The 18637-nt window shown below is 59.0% G+C and carries 18 protein-coding genes; 10 read left to right on the top strand and 8 right to left on the bottom strand.

All coding sequences use genetic code 11. The annotated features are described in order from the left end of the window. Positions 1-194 precede the first annotated feature (194 nt). Entirely contained in the window at positions 195-1304 is a 1110-nt protein-coding gene (locus KF767_14320; protein ID MBX3019059.1) for an HNH endonuclease, read from the bottom strand. A gap of 1345 nt (positions 1305-2649) precedes the next feature. Between KF767_14320 and KF767_14315 the strand changes: the two genes are divergently transcribed. Then, a complete protein-coding gene (locus KF767_14315) occupies positions 2650-3780 on the top strand; it encodes a hypothetical protein (protein MBX3019058.1) in 1131 nt (376 codons plus the stop codon). 40 nt (positions 3781-3820) lie between these two features. After that, a complete protein-coding gene (locus KF767_14310) occupies positions 3821-4735 on the top strand; it encodes an SMP-30/gluconolactonase/LRE family protein (protein MBX3019057.1) in 915 nt (304 codons plus the stop codon). A gap of 2 nt (positions 4736-4737) precedes the next feature. On the opposite strand, the gene KF767_14305 is transcribed toward KF767_14310, so the two are convergent. From KF767_14305 to KF767_14295, 3 genes are read right to left on the bottom strand one after another with little or no spacing between them, the layout of a single operon-like run. Continuing rightward, positions 4738-5568 (bottom strand): methyltransferase, encoded by an 831-nt coding sequence (locus tag KF767_14305; protein ID MBX3019056.1) that lies wholly within the window; start codon positions 5566-5568, stop codon positions 4738-4740. A gap of 59 nt (positions 5569-5627) precedes the next feature. Then, positions 5628-6833 carry a methyltransferase domain-containing protein gene (locus KF767_14300; GenBank protein ID MBX3019055.1) on the bottom strand — a complete coding sequence of 402 codons (1206 nt, stop codon included), beginning with the start codon at positions 6831-6833 and terminating at the stop codon, positions 5628-5630. After that, positions 6833-7504 carry a hypothetical protein gene (locus KF767_14295; GenBank protein MBX3019054.1) on the bottom strand — a complete coding sequence of 224 codons (672 nt, stop codon included), beginning with the start codon at positions 7502-7504 and terminating at the stop codon, positions 6833-6835. The genes KF767_14300 and KF767_14295 overlap by 1 nt, the downstream gene beginning before the upstream one ends. A gap of 79 nt (positions 7505-7583) precedes the next feature. Here KF767_14295 and nrdR point away from each other — a divergent pair, with 79 nt between their 5' ends. From nrdR to KF767_14260, 7 genes are all read left to right on the top strand, one after another. After that, positions 7584-8096: a transcriptional regulator NrdR gene (gene nrdR / locus KF767_14290; GenBank protein MBX3019053.1), complete on the top strand. Its 513-nt coding sequence runs from the start codon at positions 7584-7586 to the stop codon at positions 8094-8096. 18 nt (positions 8097-8114) lie between these two features. Beyond that, positions 8115-8522, top strand: coding sequence for a transcription antitermination factor NusB (gene nusB, locus KF767_14285; GenBank protein ID MBX3019052.1), 408 nt, complete (start codon positions 8115-8117; stop codon positions 8520-8522). Then, positions 8519-8983: a hypothetical protein gene (locus KF767_14280; GenBank protein ID MBX3019051.1), complete on the top strand. Its 465-nt coding sequence runs from the start codon at positions 8519-8521 to the stop codon at positions 8981-8983. Before nusB ends, KF767_14280 begins: the two co-directional genes overlap by 4 nt. Next, on the top strand, positions 8980-9834 hold the full coding sequence (locus KF767_14275) for a kinase/pyrophosphorylase (protein MBX3019050.1): 855 nt from the start codon (positions 8980-8982) through the stop codon (positions 9832-9834). Before KF767_14280 ends, KF767_14275 begins: the two co-directional genes overlap by 4 nt. 222 nt (positions 9835-10056) lie before the next feature. After that, the gene (locus KF767_14270; protein ID MBX3019049.1) at positions 10057-11460 is read left to right on the top strand and encodes a peptidoglycan DD-metalloendopeptidase family protein; all 1404 of its coding nucleotides are present in this window, start codon (positions 10057-10059) and stop codon (positions 11458-11460) included. A gap of 2 nt (positions 11461-11462) precedes the next feature. Next, positions 11463-11957, top strand: a complete 495-nt coding sequence (locus tag KF767_14265) for a hypothetical protein (protein ID MBX3019048.1) — start codon at positions 11463-11465, stop codon at positions 11955-11957. Beyond that, positions 11941-12912, top strand: coding sequence for a trypsin-like serine protease (locus KF767_14260; GenBank protein MBX3019047.1), 972 nt, complete (start codon positions 11941-11943; stop codon positions 12910-12912). Before KF767_14265 ends, KF767_14260 begins: the two co-directional genes overlap by 17 nt. A gap of 29 nt (positions 12913-12941) precedes the next feature. Here the strand turns inward: KF767_14260 and KF767_14255 are convergent, their stop codons facing one another. Continuing rightward, a complete protein-coding gene (locus KF767_14255) occupies positions 12942-13865 on the bottom strand; it encodes a DUF2799 domain-containing protein (protein MBX3019046.1) in 924 nt (307 codons plus the stop codon). Beyond that, entirely contained in the window at positions 13865-14770 is a 906-nt protein-coding gene (locus KF767_14250) for a LysR family transcriptional regulator (GenBank protein MBX3019045.1), read from the bottom strand. The genes KF767_14255 and KF767_14250 overlap by 1 nt, the downstream gene beginning before the upstream one ends. 260 nt (positions 14771-15030) lie before the next feature. On the opposite strand from KF767_14250, the gene KF767_14245 reads away from it, so the two are divergent. Beyond that, complete coding sequence (locus KF767_14245; GenBank protein MBX3019044.1) at positions 15031-15669, top strand: hypothetical protein; 639 nt, start codon at positions 15031-15033, stop codon at positions 15667-15669. A gap of 107 nt (positions 15670-15776) precedes the next feature. Here KF767_14245 and KF767_14240 read toward each other — a convergent pair whose 3' ends face one another. Both KF767_14240 and KF767_14235 read right to left on the bottom strand, forming a co-directional pair. Next, positions 15777-17156, bottom strand: a complete 1380-nt coding sequence (locus KF767_14240) for an insulinase family protein (GenBank protein MBX3019043.1) — start codon at positions 17154-17156, stop codon at positions 15777-15779. A gap of 11 nt (positions 17157-17167) precedes the next feature. Then, on the bottom strand, positions 17168-18586 hold the full coding sequence (locus KF767_14235; protein MBX3019042.1) for an insulinase family protein: 1419 nt from the start codon (positions 18584-18586) through the stop codon (positions 17168-17170). Positions 18587-18637 lie beyond the last annotated feature (51 nt).

Here is an 18637-nt window from a genome sequence, read left to right as displayed (position 1 = left end):
TTGCGGGCGACCGCCTGTCGTTTCTACACAAGCAAGATGAGCTGCCCGTAAATTCACCCTGAGCAAAGACGCGGCAGCCACGGTTTTCCGGGAGTTCTGAACTTCGCGAATCCGAAACGGCCAGCATGGAAGTTCAGGCTCTGCGCATTCGATACCGCAGACGAAGTCCTCACGAAATTGCATTTCAAGAGTCGTCAACGAGGAGGCGGCGCCGACCGCCACCGGTTGTGCGCACCGCAGAGGGGCTGAAGGTTTGCGGGCGCGCTCGTTCCCCCATCACTGATGGGATGGATGTGATCGATCTGCAAATAGCGACGTGACCCACAAATTTTTCCCGAACGCGGGTCGCGATAGCGGCAGGCCGCGTGTCGCAGAAGGGACTTCCGCAGACTCGGCGGGATCTGCCGCGGATGGCGTGATGGGTTTGGACGCGGGAGCGGTGGCCTTCGCCCTGACGGGACGTCCACCGAAGGAGCCCCCGAGGACGAGTGGGTCGGAGGCACTTCCGACTCGGAAACGCGAGCAACGTCTGAGTCGTGGTTCGCAAAATCACAAAGATGGGCTTCCGATTCGGAAGCAGATTTCAGTTGAGCGATGGCACGCGGAGACTTTACGGCGGCACCCTCCAAGCCCTCGGTCTTGCAGAGTTTCGATCGGCGAGCGGACCTCAATCCTCGCCGAGAAATATCCGTACGTCGCGCGATTTCCTTCTTCGCCAGATAGTGGGCGAGTTCCGCTGCTTTTTCGGTCGGGGCCGCGTGCGACGCGAGTTCACCAGCCTTCACCCAGTCGGCATATTGCTCCCGCGAGAACGTGATCGTCAGCGTCACCGAACCATCGGCGTGATGCTGGGCGCGGTCGGGAACGTTGAAGTCGACTTTGAGCTCTTGCCGGAGGATCTGCTGAGTCTCGACGAAGCTCTTCGCTTCCAGTTTCTCGAGAAGTTCGAGCTTCGCTTCGGAGTCCATCTTTTCCGAGAACTGCTTCTCGGCCTGCTTGATCGTCTGCACGGTGAGGGCGATCTGCGACAAATTGATCTGACCGGCCTCGATCTTCGCCGCGACCTGAGGCACTTCTTTCAGAAGTCGCGCCGCCGAGATCCGGCGTTGAGCCGCGCCTGCCGAATAGCCGTGAGCCTGAGTCAGATACTCAAAAAGGCTGGGAAAGGCTTTATCGAGATAGAGCTGGCGGCGGTCGATCTCGGCGATGCATTCCAGGATGAGGTGCGTGATCTTCCGCTCGGTGCGGACGAGTTTTTGGAAGCGATCAACAAGGCTCGCGTCCGTCAGATTTATCAATGTCATGGCCGACCCTTTCTGTGTTGAGAACACAAGATCGGTGTATCATGGGTTTTGAGAACGGCTTTTCGAGGAGCTTTCGAATCGCAGAATGAGTTTGGGGAAGCGCGAAAGTCCCCCGTAAAAATCGCGGATAGCCTCGAGGTGAGTTTCGTTCCTCTCGTTCAGGACCGGCCTCGAATTTTGAGTTTGCGCCACGCCTTGGCCGTCCTGCGAGGCCGAAAATCCCGTCAACAGAAACTGATTCCGCCACACCGCATTTCGAAACTTCCGATTGGGAACTTCCGATTGGGAACTTCCGATTGGGAACTTCCGATTGGGAACTTCCGATTGGGAACTTCCGATTGGGAACTTCCGATTGGGAACTTCCGATTGGGAACTTCCGATTGGAAACTTCCGATTGGAAACTTCCGATTGGGAACTTCCGATTGGGAACTTCCGATTGAACCTTTCGATTGAACCTTTCGATTGAACCTTTCGATTGAACCTTTCGATTGAACCTTTCGATTGAACCTTTCGATTGAACCTTTCGATTGAACCTTCCGATTGAACCTTCCGATTGGAGCTTCCGATTGAAACTTCCGCGTTGAACCAGTTGAAGCTTCCGATTAAAGGCTCCGATTGAAACTTCCGATTGAAACTTCCGATTGAAACTTCCGATTGAAACTTCCGATTGAACCTTTCGATTGAACCTTTCGATTGAACCTTTCGATTGGAGCTTTCGATTGGAGCTTTCGATTGAACCTTCGATTGAACCTTCGATTGAAACCTTCGATTGAACCTTCGATTGAACCTTCGATTGAACCTTCGATTGAACCTTCGATTGAACCTTCGATTGAACCTTCGATTGAACCTTCGATTGAACCTTCGATTGAACCTTCGATTGAACCTTTCGATTGAACCTTTCGATTGGAGCTTTCGATTGAACCTTCGATTGAACCTTCGATTGAACCTTCGATTGAACCTTCGATTGAACCTTCGATTGAACCTTTCGATTGGAGCTTTCGATTGAACCTTTCGATTGGAGCTTTCGATTGAACCTTCGATTGGAGCTTCCGATTGAAACCTTCGATTGGAGCTTCCGATTGAAACCTTCGATTGGAGCTTCCGATTGAAACCTTCGATTGGAGCTTCCGATTGGAGCTTCCGATTGGAGCTTCCGATTAGAAACTTCGATTGAAACCTTCCACCAAAATCTCGACCCCAAAACCACCCCACGCCCATCCATCCCGAAGCCCCCGCACACCACCGCGCCCCCCACCCCGTCCCAATCTGGCGCACGACTCAGCCTGAGACCCGCGCGCCCCCGCCCGCCCCGCACTCGGCCAGCCCTTTGCAATCTCACTCCCGTATGTACACGGCGCGGCTGCTCGCGATCCTACTGATGCTCACGTTCACAACTGTCAACGCATTGGCAGACAGCTGCTCGTCCATCGATCTGAGACCCGCCCTCGGTGCGCCACGGGATCAAGGTGATACAGGTTGGTGCTTCTCGCATACCGCCGCGGATTTGCTCTCGGTGAAACTCAAAAAACGCATCTCGGCCTACGACCTTGCGATCTCGCATCATCTCGCCGACCTGAAAAAACTTGAGAACAGCCCACACGCCGAAGTCCGCGAGCACCTTCGCCAGAACAATCTGATCCCGCGTATCCGTGACGAGCGCATCGGTGAATCCGACGATCCCGGCGCGCCCTACGTGCAGGCGAAGAACTTCTTCCGCGTGTCTAAAGCCAACGGCGAAACGACGCACAAAGGCCTCATCGGCATGGGTGGCAGTGAAGACGTCGCCATCCTGATGGGGCAAGAGCGCGGCTTCTGCTTGGCCGACCAGCTCGAAGGTCAACGCAGCGACGCCGACTTCCTTCGTCGCATCAAGGGCTATCACCAATCGCGCGGTCGCGAGCCCCTGGGACGCGGCTTCCATGACTACGGCATCGCCTCGGAGCCCGAGGCCCAGCGGATGGCCGAATCCGTGATCAAGTACGCCGATCTGCGCTGCCAGCCGCGCATCCGGCCCCGCGAGCCCATCGTTCCCTACATCCGCATGTACGGGAAAGGCGTCCAGGACTTCCGCAAACAGGTGAAGGCCGGCACCATCGACAAGACCCAGGCGCAAAAGAACGTCTGGGGTGACATCGACAAACTGCTCGAGCAGGGCGAGGCCACCACCATCGGTTACGACGCCTACGACATCTCGCCCCCCGACGCCGGCGCCCAGCACGGCGACCACTCGTCGGTCATCGCGGGACGCAAGATGATGAACGGTCAGTGCCACTACTTCCTGCGCAACTCGTGGGGGAAGGACTGCTCGATCTATACGGCGAAGTTCAAGAGCCGCTGCGACAAGAACGCGGGCGGCGTCTGGCTGAAGAAATCCGAGCTGCCGAGCCTGTATTCCGTCGTTTCCCTTTCGAAGCCGCGTGACAATTCCTTCGCTCCCGCGTCCAATGAGGCTCCCGAGACCGACGCTCGGGACTAAGACTCAGAAGCCGACCGAAAACCCGCCGCCAAGGGACGCCATGAAACTCAGACTCCTGGGCCTCTTCGCCCCCCTCGCCCTCACCGCCTGCACACACGCGCCGCCCACGCCGAACTCCACGCGCGCTCCGCAATCGACGCTTGAGACCTTCTACCAAACCGAACATCTGTTCCTGCCCGTCGCCCAAGGCAAAATGCTCGAAGGCCCCTCGGCCGACCGCGACGGCCGCGTCTTCGTCGCCAATGTGGGAAAACGCGGGACCATCGGTCACTTCCAGGCCGGCGACCTCGCCCCCCGCGTCTGGCTCACGCTTCCCGACGGGGGCGCGTCCGCCTCGACCCGCATGGGGCCCGACGGTCGACTGTGGATCGCGGACTACCGCAAACACCGCATGTACTCGGTCGCTCCCGGCGGCAACGAGCTGCGCTTGGAGTTCGAAGCAAACGAACTCAATCAACCGAACGACTTCACGTTCGCCGAGGACGGCACGATCTATCTGAGTGATCCCTCGTGGAGCTCGAAGAAGAAGGGCCGCATCTACAAATGGGATCGCACGAAGGGACTTCAGCTCGTGGCCGAAGATCTGAAAGCGGTGAACGGCATCGATCTGCTCCCCGGCGAGAAGACCCTCGTCTACAGCGAGTCGATCTCGGGGCGCCTGATGAAGATCGAACTGCCCGATGGCACGCCCGAAACGCTCTACAAATTCAAACCCGACACCGTCGACGGCCTGCGCGTCGATAACCAAGGAAACATCTACGTCGCCCGCATTCAGCAGGGCGCCATCGACGTGATCTCGGCGCAGGGTGAACTCGTGCAAAGCATCCGACTTCAAGGCAAAGAGCCCACGAATCTGAACTTCGGCGGCCCCGACGGCCGCACGATGTACGTGACCTTGCGCGACCTCGACGCCATCGAGATCTTCCGCGTGCCCTCACCCGCCCGGGGAAATTAAACTTAGACTTTTTTGAAGAGCAGGATCCGGTAGCTCTTGTACTGGGTGAAGATGTCCGCACCCTGACTGGAGTACTTCTGCTTCAGGAAAAGGACCTTCTCGCCGACGAAGTACTTCATCATCTTGTAGAACTTCGGATAGCGGCGCGAGACGTATTCGAACAGAGCCTCCGCCACGGGGAAGGCTTTTTCGAGCAGGATCTTCTGGTAGATGTCGTGAGTGGGCGCGCACTGCTTCGTGATGTCGCGATCGACTTGCAGCTCGAAGCCCTGGCGTTTCGCCTCGGCGACGAATTCGTCGAATTTGTGGCCCGACTTCGACAGATAGGGTTTGTCCAGCTCACGCACTTTGAAGAAATCCGAAATCAGAACGTAGCCGCCGGGACGCAGGTGTTTGCGATGTTGCGCGAAACCTTCGCCGTAGGGAACGTACTGGCAGGACTCGGACATCAGCACCATGTCGAAGCCGCCCTCGGGCAGACCTTGGGCTTTTTCGTAGAAGTCGTTCTTCGTTTTGATGCGGTTGCCGGTGAGTTCCGACGTTTTCTGAAGCATGTAGGGATCGGGATCGCAGCAGGTCACGTCCAGACCGCGATTCACCAGATTCAGCGCCACGCCGCCCGCGCCGCAGCCGACGTCCAAGACCTTCTTCACGTCCGAGGGAATGTGCGACAGCACCTGTTGCACGTAGACTTCCTGCGCCTCGGGCAAGGCATCCAGGGTCGTCGGCAGTCCGTCGAAGTAACCGTAATGCAGGTACTTCAGACCGAAGACCTTGTTGGCAAAACGCAGACCGATATCGTTATAGAAATTCTTGGCGTATGTGGATTCCATATGTGGGGCTAGAGTTAGAAAACTCCCCCCACCACGTCAAAGCAATTGCGGTGACACGCCTACGCCTTGCGTTTCATCCGTGAGACGTAAAAACCGTCTCCGTTGCCCCGGCTCGGCAGCTGCGACCAGTCCTCTTCGAATTCGAAGGAGGCTCCGGCCGGTGACGCTAAGAATTTATCAACTTGGCCCCGGTTTTCCGACGGCAGAATCGAGCAGGTCGCGTAGATCAGGTAGCCGCCCGGCTTCACCATCCGCGAATAACTGCCCAAAATCTCAGCTTGCAGTCCCCACAGGCGTTCGACCTCGGCGCGATTCAGGCGCAGCTTCGAGCCCGGATTGCGGCGCAAAACCCCCAGCCCCGTGCACGGCACGTCGAGCAACACCCGGTCCGCCGAAGCCTCCTGGCGTTTGATCACCTTCGTCGTGTCGATGAGGCGCGTTTCGATGGTCGAAAACTTCCCGCGGCGCGCGCGCAGATCGAGCTCTTTGAGTTTCCAGTCGGTGATGTCCATGGAGATGATGCGTCCGCGATTTTCCATCAGGGACGCGATGTGCAGGGTCTTTCCCCCCGCGCCCGCGCAGGCGTCGATCACGCGCGAAGCGCCCTCGAGTTTCATGAACGGCGCGACCATTTGCGACGAGCGGTCCTGCACCTCGAACAGCCCCTCTTTGTAGGCGTTCGTGATGAAGACGTTCTTGCGCTCACGCAGGGTCAGCGCGTCGGGATAGCCGTCGACGGGATCGGTCTCGATGCCCTCGTCGTTCAGACGCGAACGCAGCTCTTTCAGGGTCGCGCGGTTGCGGTTCAAACGCAGATCGACCGGAGCCGTCTCGTTCAAGGCTTCGAGCTCTTTGTCCCAGGCGTCGCCCAGCTCGATCGCGCCGATTTCGTCGATGTCGTCGGGAATGGATTCGCGCACGGCGCGCGGGGCGTTCACGACCTCTTGGGCCGCTTCCGCGACGCGCTCGTAGTCCTCTTCATCCAGATCGGCGAAGTCTTCCCACTCTTCCAAAATGCCGTAGATGAGGAGCTCGTCCGACCAGCCCTCGCGGTGCACATCGGCGTCCATGGCGATGGCCTGCAGACGGCGCGACCAGCGCACGCACTCGTACACCGTTTCGGCGACGAAGCGGCGATCGCGGCTGCCGAGCTTGCGGTTGTTTTTCAGGATCCCCTCGACCGCGCGGTCGGCGGGGCGTCCTTCGATAAAGATTTTGTTCAGCGCGAGTTGAGCCGCCTGCACCAGCGGAGGAAAAATACGCATTAGAAAGTGAAGACCGCGCCCGCGGTCAAAGCCGTTCCGTTGAACTGCCCGTCCGAGAGCAGGTGAAGGTGGTTTTTCAGCGCGATCTCGGAAAAGAATCCGAAGTTCTGGAACAAGTCCATGAAACGCACGCCCGCCACGAGTTGATAATCGAAAGACAAATTGGATTCCTCGGGCACCTGCTGGAAGAACACACCCAAGCCCATGCCGAAACCGAAGTAGATCGGGAAGCGCGTGTCCATCGCCGGGAAGGTCCACAGCGGCATGATGCTCAGTTTCAGCGCGCGGTCATCGCCCACTTTATAATCGTTGAAGTCCATGCGCAGATTCGTGTCGAGCTTCGACCAACGATCGAACAGATAGGTCACGCCATAGGACAGGCGGCCGATGTCCTCGCGTTTGTCGCTGCCTTTCCAGTTGTAGGACGAAGAGTTCAAGAAGGTGCCCAGCGAGAGCATCATCATCTCGTCGCCACCGACGCCCGTGAAACGCCGGTCGGAGGAGTCTTCCCGGTCCGAATCGGTCACATCGACCGCCGCCGCGGGACCCCGGCCGAAGTATTTGTCCGCCGCTTTTTTGCCCACGACGGGTTGAGATTTCTGGGCTTGGGCGCTCAGCGACAGGCTCAAACCCACCAGCGCGACGGCCATCATGGCTTTCCAATTTTTCATATCTATGACCTATCGCGAAATGCTGGAAGGGTCAATTTTATCAGTGGAAACTTGGACTTCCCCTCGCTAGGCTGTGGCCATGAAATGCCCGAGCTGTGGCCAAAGCGATGACCGCGTCCTCGATACCCGCGAACAAAAAGACGGGCAGTCGATCCGTCGGCGTCGCGAGTGTCTGCACTGCAAAACCCGCTTTACGACCGTGGAAACCCTGAGCCTGAGCCTCCCCTACGTCATCAAAAAAGATGGCCGTCGGGAGCCGTTTAACCGCGATAAGCTCCTTGTGGGAATCCAGGCGGCCTGCCAAAAACGCCCCATCGGTTTGGCCCAGGTCGAGTCCATGGTGGACCGCATTTCGCTGTGGGTCTCGGCGCTCGGTGAGCGCGAGGTCATGACCCGTATGATCGGTGAACGCGTGATGCGCGAACTGCTGGTGCTCGATGACGTCGCTTACGTACGTTTCGCGAGCGTCTACCGCACCTTCCGCGACATCCAAGAGTTCGTCGAGACTTTGGAAGATTCTTCGGAGGCGCCCGCGAACCCTTCCCCGCCGCCGCCGAAAGCGCTACATTTCGACGCTGACTCCGAACTATAGACCAAGGACTTTTGAACCATGAGGCGCAAATCCCGCGAGCTCGCGCTGCAGACGCTCTTCCAACTCGACTTCTCTCCGCATACGGCCGTTCAAGATCTGTTGAACCTGCTGGGCGAATCCTTCGATCAACCCACCGTCGCTTACGCGGTCAAACTCGTCTCCGGCGTGCGTGACAACCGCGACCAATTGGACGGCGCGATTCAGGGCGCAAGCCCCCGCTGGAAACTCGAGCGCATGGCGAGCGTCGATCGCAATCTTCTGCGCGTCGCCGCCTACGAGATGTTTTTCTCGGATGAAGTGATCAAACCGAACATCGCCATCAACGAAGCGGTCGAGATTTCGAAAGTCTACGGCACCGCCGAATCCAGCGCCTTCATCAACGGAATCCTGGATCAGATGGCTCGCGAAAAGGGATCGACGACATGATTCAAGGAGTCCAACTGCTCAGCGCAACCCAGGCTTATCAACCGGGCGCCGACGTTTGGATTCTGCCGTTCCCCGAAGCCTCGGCGCTCGCACGCAACGTCGATTGGCTGCTCAACTTCCAGATCACCCGCGGTCTCGCGAACGAACCGCGCCGCCGTGGTGAACAGCTGGAAGGACTTCTCAAAAAAGTGAAATGGTCCCTGCCCCCCGCGCACGACAAAGCGGGAAGCCCGCTGCTGATCGGCGCGGCGGGACGCCTGCCGACGCGTTGGGTGCTTTTGCCCGAGCGCTGGGACGCCGACCTTCAGTTCTTGCAACCCGCCGCCGACCTCGGCCCCGCCAAAGTGCGGCTGTTCCTGCCCGCGAACGTTTCGCCCGATATTTTCCGTGCAAGTGTCGCGAGCCCTTTCCTGCAACAGATGTCGCGTAAATTCGAAATCGAAGTCCTGGCGGAAACATGAGCGGCACGGGCGCTGGTACGGGAACAATCGCGATCATTTCCGACGGCACCGGCGAAACCGCGGCGATGATGATTCGCGCGGCGCTCGTGCAGTACTCCGACCAAGACGTGCAGATGGTGCGCTACAAAAACATCCGCACCGATCAGCAGATCGAACCCATCTTGCAAGAGGCCTTCGAAAGAAAAGCCCTCGTGGTCTACACGGTCGTCGCGCAATCGCTGCGCGCCAAGATCCGCGAGACCGCCGCCACCAAAGGCATCCCAACCATCGATCTACTCGGCCCCATCCTCGGTACCCTCGATCAGTACTTCGGCGTCAGCAGCGCGGCGAATACGCAGGCGGGACTTTTACGGGTCGTCGACGAGCAGTACTTCCGCCGGATCGAGGCGATCGAATACACGGTCAAAAACGACGACGGCAAAGCGCTGCAGGATCTGACGAAGGCGGACATCATCCTCGTCGGCATCTCGCGCACCTCGAAAACACCGCTCTCGATTTTTTTGAGTCACAAGGGCTGGAAGGTCGCGAACATCCCCCTCGTCCTGGGCGCGCCGCTGCCACCCGAACTTTTCACCGTCGATCAGCGCAAGATCGTGGGCCTCATCATCGACATCGAATCGCTCCAGCGTATCCGTAAAAATCGTCTCGAGAAATTCGGCCAAGATCCCGGCGGCGAGTACGCGAGCCTGCAGCACATCATCAAAGAGATCGAATACGCCGAGCAGCTTTTCCAGAAGAACAAACGCTGGCCCGTCTTCAACGTCACCGACCGCGCTCTCGAAGAGACCGCCACCGAGATCACCAAGATCGTCGGCGCCCGCATGGGCTGGCCGGACAGCGCGCTCTTCTAGGGGCGCGGAGCGCGACTTCCGATTCGGAAGTGAGCCCTCCCCCGTCTCGGCGACCCCGTCTCGCCCTTAGACAGGCGTAGCCCACTTCCGGCACCGACTCCATGCTCCTTTCACGCCGTTTTCACAAGTGAATCGAAGAGCGCCCTCTTCGTCCTGACATCTCACGCTGAGACGCAAAATTGGCACTGCCGGTGCACAGTTAGCGTTCCAGGTAGGTGTTTGATGAAGCGCACATGGACTGGAATGAATCTGCTGATCGTGACCGGACTGACCCTGGGAAGCCTGGCGGCCCATGCCGAGGCCGGTTACGCCGATCAAATCAGCGCGCGCACGCAGAAGAACACCGGCATGTCCGGACAGTGGTATTCGCTCTCGACGTCCGATTGGATCTTCTTTGAAGGTGAAGCTTCGGCTCAGTACAACCTGGGCGCCATCGCGGCGGGCACCAAAGTCGAAGTTCTGAAAATGAATAAACAAATGGCCCGCGTTCGTCTGCCCGACGGCCGCGTCGTGTTCGTCCGTAACCGTCTGCTGCAATCGACCACCGCCCCCGACGCCGTCGAAAAACGCAGCCAGGCCGCGAAGACCGCCGCCATCGGTCGCGAAAAGCTTCACGGTGGAAACCCGCACGCACGTCCCCAGATCACCGACTACGCGACTCCTGAAGTCGTCGCCGTCCCCGACGCCCGTCCCGTGATCGCGGACAAACAACCCGAAAAAGAAGCCGAAAAACCCAGCGTCGAACTGCCCACCCGCGGCGTCGCTCTGCCCTCGGGCTCCGTGGCGACCGACACCGGAGCCATTCCGCTTCCCAACCCCGACCGCACCAAAGACGACGCGGTCGTCGTGGCGCCCTCGGGCGCGGTCGTCCCGCCCGTTGCCGACGGAACTCCCGCGAACGTGCCGATCCCCACTCCCCGTCCGACCGACATCGCCGCTCAAGAAACGCCCCAAGACGCGGCTCAAGCGAGCGGCACCTGCGATCCCAACAAACAGTGGCAATCGCCGGTTCATCAGAAATTCCGCATCACCGATTGTTTGGGCTCGGCCCGTGACGGTGGTGGACGTCGCCACGCCGGAATCGACATCGCCGGCGAGAAGCCCGGTATGCAAGGCATCCCGATCTTCCCGACCGCTTCGGGTCGCGTGATCCGTTCGGGACACAACGGCGGTTACGGCTGCTTCGTCGAAATCAAGCACGACACTTGCCCCGACTCGATCGTGAAATGGCGCCGTCAAAGCGGCTGCATCACGCGCTACGCCCACATGGCGATGAAGACCGTGAAGACCCGCAAAGGTAAAAGCGTCCGCGTCTGCGACGTGATCGCCGACGGTACCAAGGTCACTCCTTGCACCCGCATCGGCAAGATGTCGGGCACCGGCAAACGCGGTCGCGCGAACGACTACGCTTCGCACCTTCACTTCGAGCTGCGCGATGACTCGACGTCGGTCGCTTACAATCCGAATACGCTCATCGCCGGCCTGCGCCGCAGTCCCGCCTTCATGTCGGCCGGTTCGGCTTCGTGCAAAGGCTCCAATGCCCTCGACGCCGCCGACGTGGGTCGCTTGAACAGCGGACGTATCGTACCGATCGCCAACGTTCGCGAAACCGAAGGACGGAACTAAAAATGAAAAAGAACTGGAACCTACTTTTTCTCGTCCTCGCCATCCATCTGCTCGCCGGCGCGAGTGCGCTGGCGTACAACCCGAAACCGCTGCCCCCGGGACCGCCGGAGGAAAACGTCGATCCGGGACTCGTGCAGAAATCGGCGGAAGCGTTGATGCAATCCTGCCGTGTCGCGAAAGAGCGCGAACTGACCGGTCAAGGCATCGCCAAAGCGAAGGTCGCGGCCCGCGCGAAAGACGTCTGCTTCTGCATCGCCAAAGACGTCAAACGCCGCGACGACGCGACCGAAATGGATTTTCTGAGCCGCTACGTCCGCGATCTCTTCGACGACGATCACGTCTTCACCGAAGAAGAAGACCTGTGGCTGCACGAGTATTCGAAAACCGAAAAGAACTGCGGCCTGAATCCGAAATACCGCTTCGGCCAGCCCGAACCCCGTCTGCCGAGCGAAGCCGTCAAATCACCGCGCAAGGTAAAAAATGTCCGCCCGAAATAAGTGGCTCAGCCTCTCACTCGTGGTGATCGGTTTCGCGGCCCTGCTTTCGGGACCGCGGCCAGAGACTTCGCGCCATATCGCGAGTCTTTTGCGCATGGACCTTCCCGCTCCGAAAAATCCAAACCTTCACCAAGCGATCTACAACGGCAACGACCTCGCGCAAGAACCCCTGGGTCACTTCCCGCGCTTCCTGGTTCTGATCGAATCCGTCACGGCCGCGGGGCAAACCTCGTACTGCACGGGCACCGCGATCGCGCCCGACGTCGTCCTGACCGCCGGCCACTGCGTCGTCGGCATGGAGTCGCTGAACGTCAAAGTCATCACGAACAACGATCCCCTCGAATTTCAAACGATCCCCGCGCGGGCCTGGAAACACCACCCCCAGTACAACGGCGGACGCGAGGGACGCATGCTCGGTGAATTCAACGAGCAGAACGCCCACGAATACAAAGACCTGGGTTTGATCGTGATGTCGTCCCCGTCCAGCCACGTCGAACCCGCCGCGCTCGCGCCCCGTGACTTCGATCCGGCCACCCAAGAGGCTTGGCTGTTCGTCTTCGGTCCCACCCGCGATTCCCAGTACCGCATCACCGGCGGTCTTTCGTTCGCGGACGTGCAACGTCCCCGCGTGATCGGCTCGTCCAAACTTTATGTTGCACCCGTAAAAAGCGGCCAAGGTTGGTGCGTGCGCGACTCGGGCGGCCCCGTCACCATCGCGGCCGAGTCCGCGCAAGGGGGCCAGCAGCACTATCTATTGGGTGTCGGCTTCGCGTTCTTCGACGGTTTCCGTAACGGCGATCCCGCGGACCTGAAAAAGGTGTGGGGCGATCTGAATCGCGTTCCCGGCTGTGGCGCGCGCGTGGGCTTTACCCTCGTCGGCAGCGAGATCGGTTGGATCGAAAGCACGATCGAGGAACTCCTCCCCGGTCAGCCGCGTCCTTTACAGTTCTATTAAAAGATTCCACTTCCGAATCGGAAGCGCGCTTAGAACGAGAAGCTCGCGTCTTCCGAACGGAGTCGACGTTCCACGCCCGGCTCCTGCGCCGAGGTCTCCAGATACAGATCGTAACGTCCCGGCGACAGCGACCACGCATAGGCCTGCGACAGGTCGATCGAATCCCGCAAAGACTCCCCCGGCTTCAGCACGATGAAGTCCGCCTCGCCGGGCGGCATCCGTTTCGCCATGATCCCGGTGTAGGCGACCTCTTTGCCGTTCTGGGTGACCTCGAAGATTTTGTTCGTGGGCGCTTGGCCGCGGCCCAAAACCCAATTCACGAAGCGTACGGGCTCTTTCGTGCCGTTCGTGTACTCCAGGTGCGCGATGACCGACGGACCCGAGATTTTTTTGCGCGCCTCGATCGTGAGTCCGATGTGCAAACGGTCCGCCTTCTGCCGCGCTTGGGTCTGGGGCAAATTCGCGCAAACGAAGGTCGCGCGCTCTAAGATCAACTTTTCGTCGTATTCCGTTTTGATCTCGTTCACTTTACGGACGAGCGTTTCGTCCTTATCGAGTTTTTTACCTTCGGCGAAGCCGCGGTGGAAGTGCGCGTACTGTTTGGACTCGCACATGAAGTACTGCCCGCGCAGCTCCGCGAAGCCGCCCTTCACGCCGACGGTGAAACCTTTTTCGCAGCTGCAATAATTCGCGAGGCCTTCATCGTAACCTCGCTCGTACTCGGCACGGTCGAACTTCACGCCGAACGCGCGGCAGTCGCCCTGCCACGACTCGAAACGTTCGCCGCGTTTACGCGCCTCGGCCCCGTCCTTCACTCCGAAGTCGTGGACCGAGAAAGCTTCGCAACGCTCTTTGGTGACGGGTTCGCCGAACGGCAGGATCTTCGCGACCGTCGAAGCGCAACCGGTCAACACCGAGAGCGCGAGCAGTCCCGCAAGGATCCCACGTTTCATTACGCGCGCTCTTGTTGCAAGAGCGCTTGGTAGAAGACGTCCGACAGCGAGGTTTGGGTCATGCCCTGGTGGGTGTAGAACTGGAATTCCAGCTCGTAGCTGAAATCCTTCACGTCCACGCGGTTCATGCGGCCCGAACGCACTTGCTTTTTGATCGAGCTCGACGGCAGAAAGCCCCAGCCCAACGCCGACTCGATCACGCGCTTCAGCGTGCCGACGTTCGGCGAGATGAAGGTGGGCTCGACCTCGACGTTGTTCGCTTTCAAGACTTCCAGCAAACGACGATTGAAGTCGGGATACTCACGGCTGAAAAAAATCAGCGGGTATTTGCTCATCTCGGCGACCTGGATCTGCTTCGGCATGTCCATGTCTTTCCCCGAACCGACGAGCCACATCTCTTCTTTGAACAAGAAGCGCTTCTCGGCGTCGGGCAAGGTCAGACCGAATTGTTTTTCGACTTCGGGCAGAATCAGCAGATCCAGATCTTTGCGGTTGAACGCTTGGATCAGGTCGGGACCTTCGCCGTAGTCGATGACGATGGAAAGTTTCGAGTTGTACTTCAAGAGGCGACTGACGATAGGGCTCATCAGCTGAACGCCCATGGAGTTCAACGTGCCGACCTTGAGCTGACCTTTCAGCTCCGCCCCGAGGGCCTTGACCGCCACTTCGGCTTGCGCCGCTTGCTGCAGAATACGTTTCGCGAAATCGAAAAGGATTTCGCCCTGCAGGGTGGGCTTAATGACGCGCACGCCGCGGACCAGAAGTTCGACACCCAACTCTTCTTCCAAATTTCGAATTTGCTGACTGATGGCCGGCTGGGTCAGATAAAGCTTATCCGCGGCGCCGGTCATGCTTCCTTCCGAGATCACGGTCACGAAAGATTGAAGTTGGTAAAGGTTGAGCATCGTTTCTCCTCGCTTCAGCCTAGAATTTGTAAACCGCATCTCGCCCTTGATGCAAGATGCTTGTGAAATTCAGGGGTTGGGGCCTATAATGAAGGCGTTCGACTCTCTCAGTCACTGACAAACATGGGATGTTCAACTCGCAAAGGAGCGGCCGAATGTCGAAACGGATGACCTCACTCGCGGTGCTTTTGGGGCTCGGCTGTGCGCTGGCCCTGCCGGCCCAAGCCAAATTGTGGCGCAACGCTTACGTTTCTTTTGAAATGCCCGACACTTGGAACTGCGCTCTGGAACAAACCGAGTGGGTTTGCCGCAGCGGTGATCAAAAAGAGTCCCGCGAGGCGATCATCATCCTGACCGCGAAAGAGGTCGGACCGATGGACACCTTCGAGGCCTACATCGCCCATCTCAACACGGCCCAGCAAGTCACCTACCGCTCCATGGGCACGACCACCTCGCGCGTGATCTATCCCCCCAAGCGGGTCTCGATCAACGAGCACCCCTGGGTCGACGGTCTGCACCTGGGTTCGGAAGTTCCCAGCTATTTCACCCGTTACCTCGCGACCATCAAAGACCGTATCGCGGTCCTGGTTACCTTCTCGGCCCACCGCGACCACTACGCGAAATACAGTACCGCGTTCTTCCGCGCGGTGAACTCCCTGCGCGTGATCGCGACCAAAAACCTTTTAGCCGATCCCAGCGCGGGTCCGCTTCGTCCTTCGGACGGTTCATCGTTCTCGAATGCGGGCGGCGCGATGCCGGGCGACCTCGAAGGCGGCGAAGCCGGCTTCGGTGACGCCCTCGGCGGGGGCGGCGGGAAGATGAAAAACATCCTTCTCGCCATCGCGCTGATCCTGGCGGCGGGCGGCGGGTACATCTTCATGAAGTCGCGGAAGAAATAATCATTCCGCTTCCATACCCCCAGAAACGAAAAAAAACCGCGGTCTCCCGCGGTTTTTTTTCGTTGTCCGTCTCCGCTTCGCGGTCGACGAATCGCTTTCACTCGGTCTTACTTGGCTTGCTGGATTTGAAACTCCCCGACGGATTTCAGCGACTCGCCGATCACGGCTTGGTCGCCGTAAACCACGATGCGCATTTGGTCGGGCTTCACGTGCTTACGAATCGCCGAGTTCAAATCCCCCAGCGTGATCGCGTTCACGTTCTGGTGGAAATTCCGCAGGTAGTCGTCGCCGATGCCGTAGCGACGCAGCACCAGCAGGTTGTACGCCAAACGGTCCGGAGTCTCGAGCGCCGAGGGGAACTGCCCGATCATGAGCGCCTTCGCGGCGTCGAGCTCGCGTTGGTTCACGCCCTTTTCGGCGAAGTCCTTCACCATCTTCAAGGTCTCGCGGATGGTGTCGGCGGCCTTTTCGTTGCGGGTGAAGGTCGTGATCTCGAACGCCCCGCGGTCCAAACGCGCATCCGACGCCGAGTAGATCGAGTACGTCAGCCCCAGATCGTCGCGGATGTGCTGATTCAAACGGCTGGCGAAAGCGCCGCCCAGAATCAAAGCGCCCATCCGGATCTTCAGGAAGTCCTCGTCCGTGCGTTGCAGCCCCAGCTGACCGATGCGCACCTGCGTCTGCTTCAGATCCTTCTTGGTCACTAAACGTTTCAGCGGCGTCGTGCCCACCGTCGGACGCGTGGGCTCTTTGCCCGCGGCCCCTTGGGCGCGCCATTGGCCCAGCGTGCTTTTGACTTCGCTCACGTAGGCATCGTCGACCTGACCGACGAGCGCCACGACGGCATTCGCGGGCTGAACCCACTCTTGATACCACTTCACCACATCCGCGCGCCGAATCGCCTTCACGCTCTCTTGCGTGCCGAGTTTCGGGTTCGCGTAGGGATGATTTTCGAAAAGCGCCTCTTCGTAAACCTGATCCGTGTAGCTTTGGGGCTGATCGAGCGCTTTTTGGATCGCGGCCATTTGCTGCGATTTACGGCGTTCGATTTCGGCCGTATCGAAAGCGGGTTCCGAGATCACTTCGTAGAAGAGCTTCAAAAGCTCGGACCGGTTCGGGGAAATCCCCGAGGCCGAAATAAAGCTCATATCGTCGCCCGACTGCGCGCCGAACTCCGAACCGATTTGCGCGAACGCATCGGCGATCTGGAGCGCCTTCTTCTTCTTGGTTCCTTGATCGAGCACGCCGAAGGTCAAAGCGCTGAGACCCGCGCGGTCTTTCGATTCGTAGATCCCGCCCGTCTTCACCATCATCTGCAGGCTGACCCGGGGAAGCGAGGGATCGCGAATCACCAAAAACGTCAGCCCGTTCGGCAGACGCTCTTCCGTGAACTCACGTAGTTGAAAGCCCGAGGTGACCGTCTTCGGAGAACTCGCGCACGAGATCAGCAGGAACGCGGAAATTCCGACCAGCAGAGGTTTCATCATTTGCGGGAAGATCATTGCACGCTCGCTTTCTGACGGGCACGGGGATTCAAGATGCCGACGATCTCACGTTCGGTGCGCAGATACTTCTGCGCCACCCGCTGGATATCCTTCACGGTGACGGCTTTGTACTTTTCCAAATCGGTGAACAGCTTTTCGAAAGAGCCGAACAGGATTTCGTTCGTGGCCAAAGCCTGCGCCTTGCCGTCGATGGTCGTCAGACCGTCGATATAATCCTTCATCAGCTGGTTCTTCACTTTTTGCAGCTCGGTTTCGGTCACGAGCTCTTTCTGCAGACGCAGAACCTCTTCGCGCAGGATTTTCTCGGCACCGGCGGTTTTTAAACCGGGCTTCATCGCCGCGAGCACCATGAACGCGCCGGGATCGGCGTTCGTGATGTTGTAACCGCCCGCCGACGTCGCCGTCTGATCGCGGTAAACGAGTTTTTTGTACAAACGTGAACTGTCGCCCGCGCCCAGCACCGCCGCCGCCAGATCCAGGGCGAACGAGTCGGGGTGACCGCTCTCGACACCTTTGTAACCGATGATCACGGTCGAATTCTGCACTTCCGCTTCGACGGTGAAGCGCTCGGCTTTTTTAGGTTCGGCCGCCGGAGCGTAACTGCGCGCGGGCAATTCGCGACGTTCCAGCACGCCGTAATGACGCTCGATCAACTTCTTCGTCGAAGGGATATCGAAATCACCAGCCAGCACCAGCACCGCGTTGTTCGGGACGTAGAACGTGTCGTAGAACGGGCGCAGCTTGTCGGTCGTGTAGGCCGCGATGTCATCCATCGTGCCGATCACGGGCCAGTTGTAGGGATGGGGTTTGAACAAGGCATTAAACATCGCCTCGCGTAGCAACGACGGAGGATTGTTGTCGATGCGCCAACGCCGCTCTTCCTTCACGACTTCCAGCTCGCTTTTCAGATCTTCCGCCTTCAGCGCCAGATGGCGCATGCGATCGACCTCCACATCCATGATGAGTTCGAGCTTCGAGCTGGGAAGATTCTCGTAGTAGCCGGTGTAGTCCCAGGTCGTGAACGCGTTGTTGGTGATGCCGTTCTCTTGCAGGATGCGGTCGAAGTCTTTGTTCGAGTACTTCTTCGCGCCCTTGAACATCATGTGCTCGAGCATGTGCGCCGCGCCCGTGATGCCGGGCTTTTCGTCCCGCGAGCCGACCCGGTACCACGTATGGTAACTGATCAGCGGCACGCTGCGGTCCTGATGCAGGATCACGGTCAGCCCGTTCGCGAGCTGGAACTTTTCAACCGGAAACTCCAACCGCAGTGAGGTCGGTGCGACCGGCTTCAGTCCCCCGGGTCGCGCTTGCGGAACCGGGTTCGTGGTGGTCGTCTGGTTGGCTGAAACGCCCACGGGCGTTTGTGCGTGCAAAACGCAGGCGGACAGCAGAGCGAATAGCGACTGAATCATCATCCTTGATCCCCTTTGACGTGCATCATGTATTCTTCATGAGCCTAGGGG

This window comes from Pseudobdellovibrionaceae bacterium (genome assembly GCA_019637875.1).
Classification (GTDB): Bacteria; Bdellovibrionota; Bdellovibrionia; order Bdellovibrionales; family Bdellovibrionaceae; genus JAHBUW01.
Note: the sequence above shows the minus strand (reverse complement) of the source record. Positions and strands in the feature narration are given on the sequence as shown.

Coding starts and splice junctions, on each gene's coding strand:
- KF767_14320 (MBX3019059.1), bottom strand. CDS start 1,304: ATGACATTGATAAATCTGACGGACGCGAGCCTTGTTGATCGCTTCCAA.
- KF767_14315 (MBX3019058.1), top strand. CDS start 2,650: ATGTACACGGCGCGGCTGCTCGCGATCCTACTGATGCTCACGTTCACA.
- KF767_14310 (MBX3019057.1), top strand. CDS start 3,821: ATGAAACTCAGACTCCTGGGCCTCTTCGCCCCCCTCGCCCTCACCGCC.
- KF767_14305 (MBX3019056.1), bottom strand. CDS start 5,568: ATGGAATCCACATACGCCAAGAATTTCTATAACGATATCGGTCTGCGT.
- KF767_14300 (MBX3019055.1), bottom strand. CDS start 6,833: ATGCGTATTTTTCCTCCGCTGGTGCAGGCGGCTCAACTCGCGCTGAAC.
- KF767_14295 (MBX3019054.1), bottom strand. CDS start 7,504: ATGAAAAATTGGAAAGCCATGATGGCCGTCGCGCTGGTGGGTTTGAGC.
- nrdR (MBX3019053.1), top strand. CDS start 7,584: ATGAAATGCCCGAGCTGTGGCCAAAGCGATGACCGCGTCCTCGATACC.
- nusB (MBX3019052.1), top strand. CDS start 8,115: ATGAGGCGCAAATCCCGCGAGCTCGCGCTGCAGACGCTCTTCCAACTC.
- KF767_14280 (MBX3019051.1), top strand. CDS start 8,519: ATGATTCAAGGAGTCCAACTGCTCAGCGCAACCCAGGCTTATCAACCG.
- KF767_14275 (MBX3019050.1), top strand. CDS start 8,980: ATGAGCGGCACGGGCGCTGGTACGGGAACAATCGCGATCATTTCCGAC.
- KF767_14270 (MBX3019049.1), top strand. CDS start 10,057: ATGAAGCGCACATGGACTGGAATGAATCTGCTGATCGTGACCGGACTG.
- KF767_14265 (MBX3019048.1), top strand. CDS start 11,463: ATGAAAAAGAACTGGAACCTACTTTTTCTCGTCCTCGCCATCCATCTG.
- KF767_14260 (MBX3019047.1), top strand. CDS start 11,941: ATGTCCGCCCGAAATAAGTGGCTCAGCCTCTCACTCGTGGTGATCGGT.
- KF767_14255 (MBX3019046.1), bottom strand. CDS start 13,865: ATGAAACGTGGGATCCTTGCGGGACTGCTCGCGCTCTCGGTGTTGACC.
- KF767_14250 (MBX3019045.1), bottom strand. CDS start 14,770: ATGCTCAACCTTTACCAACTTCAATCTTTCGTGACCGTGATCTCGGAA.
- KF767_14245 (MBX3019044.1), top strand. CDS start 15,031: ATGCCCGACACTTGGAACTGCGCTCTGGAACAAACCGAGTGGGTTTGC.
- KF767_14240 (MBX3019043.1), bottom strand. CDS start 17,156: ATGATGAAACCTCTGCTGGTCGGAATTTCCGCGTTCCTGCTGATCTCG.
- KF767_14235 (MBX3019042.1), bottom strand. CDS start 18,586: ATGATTCAGTCGCTATTCGCTCTGCTGTCCGCCTGCGTTTTGCACGCA.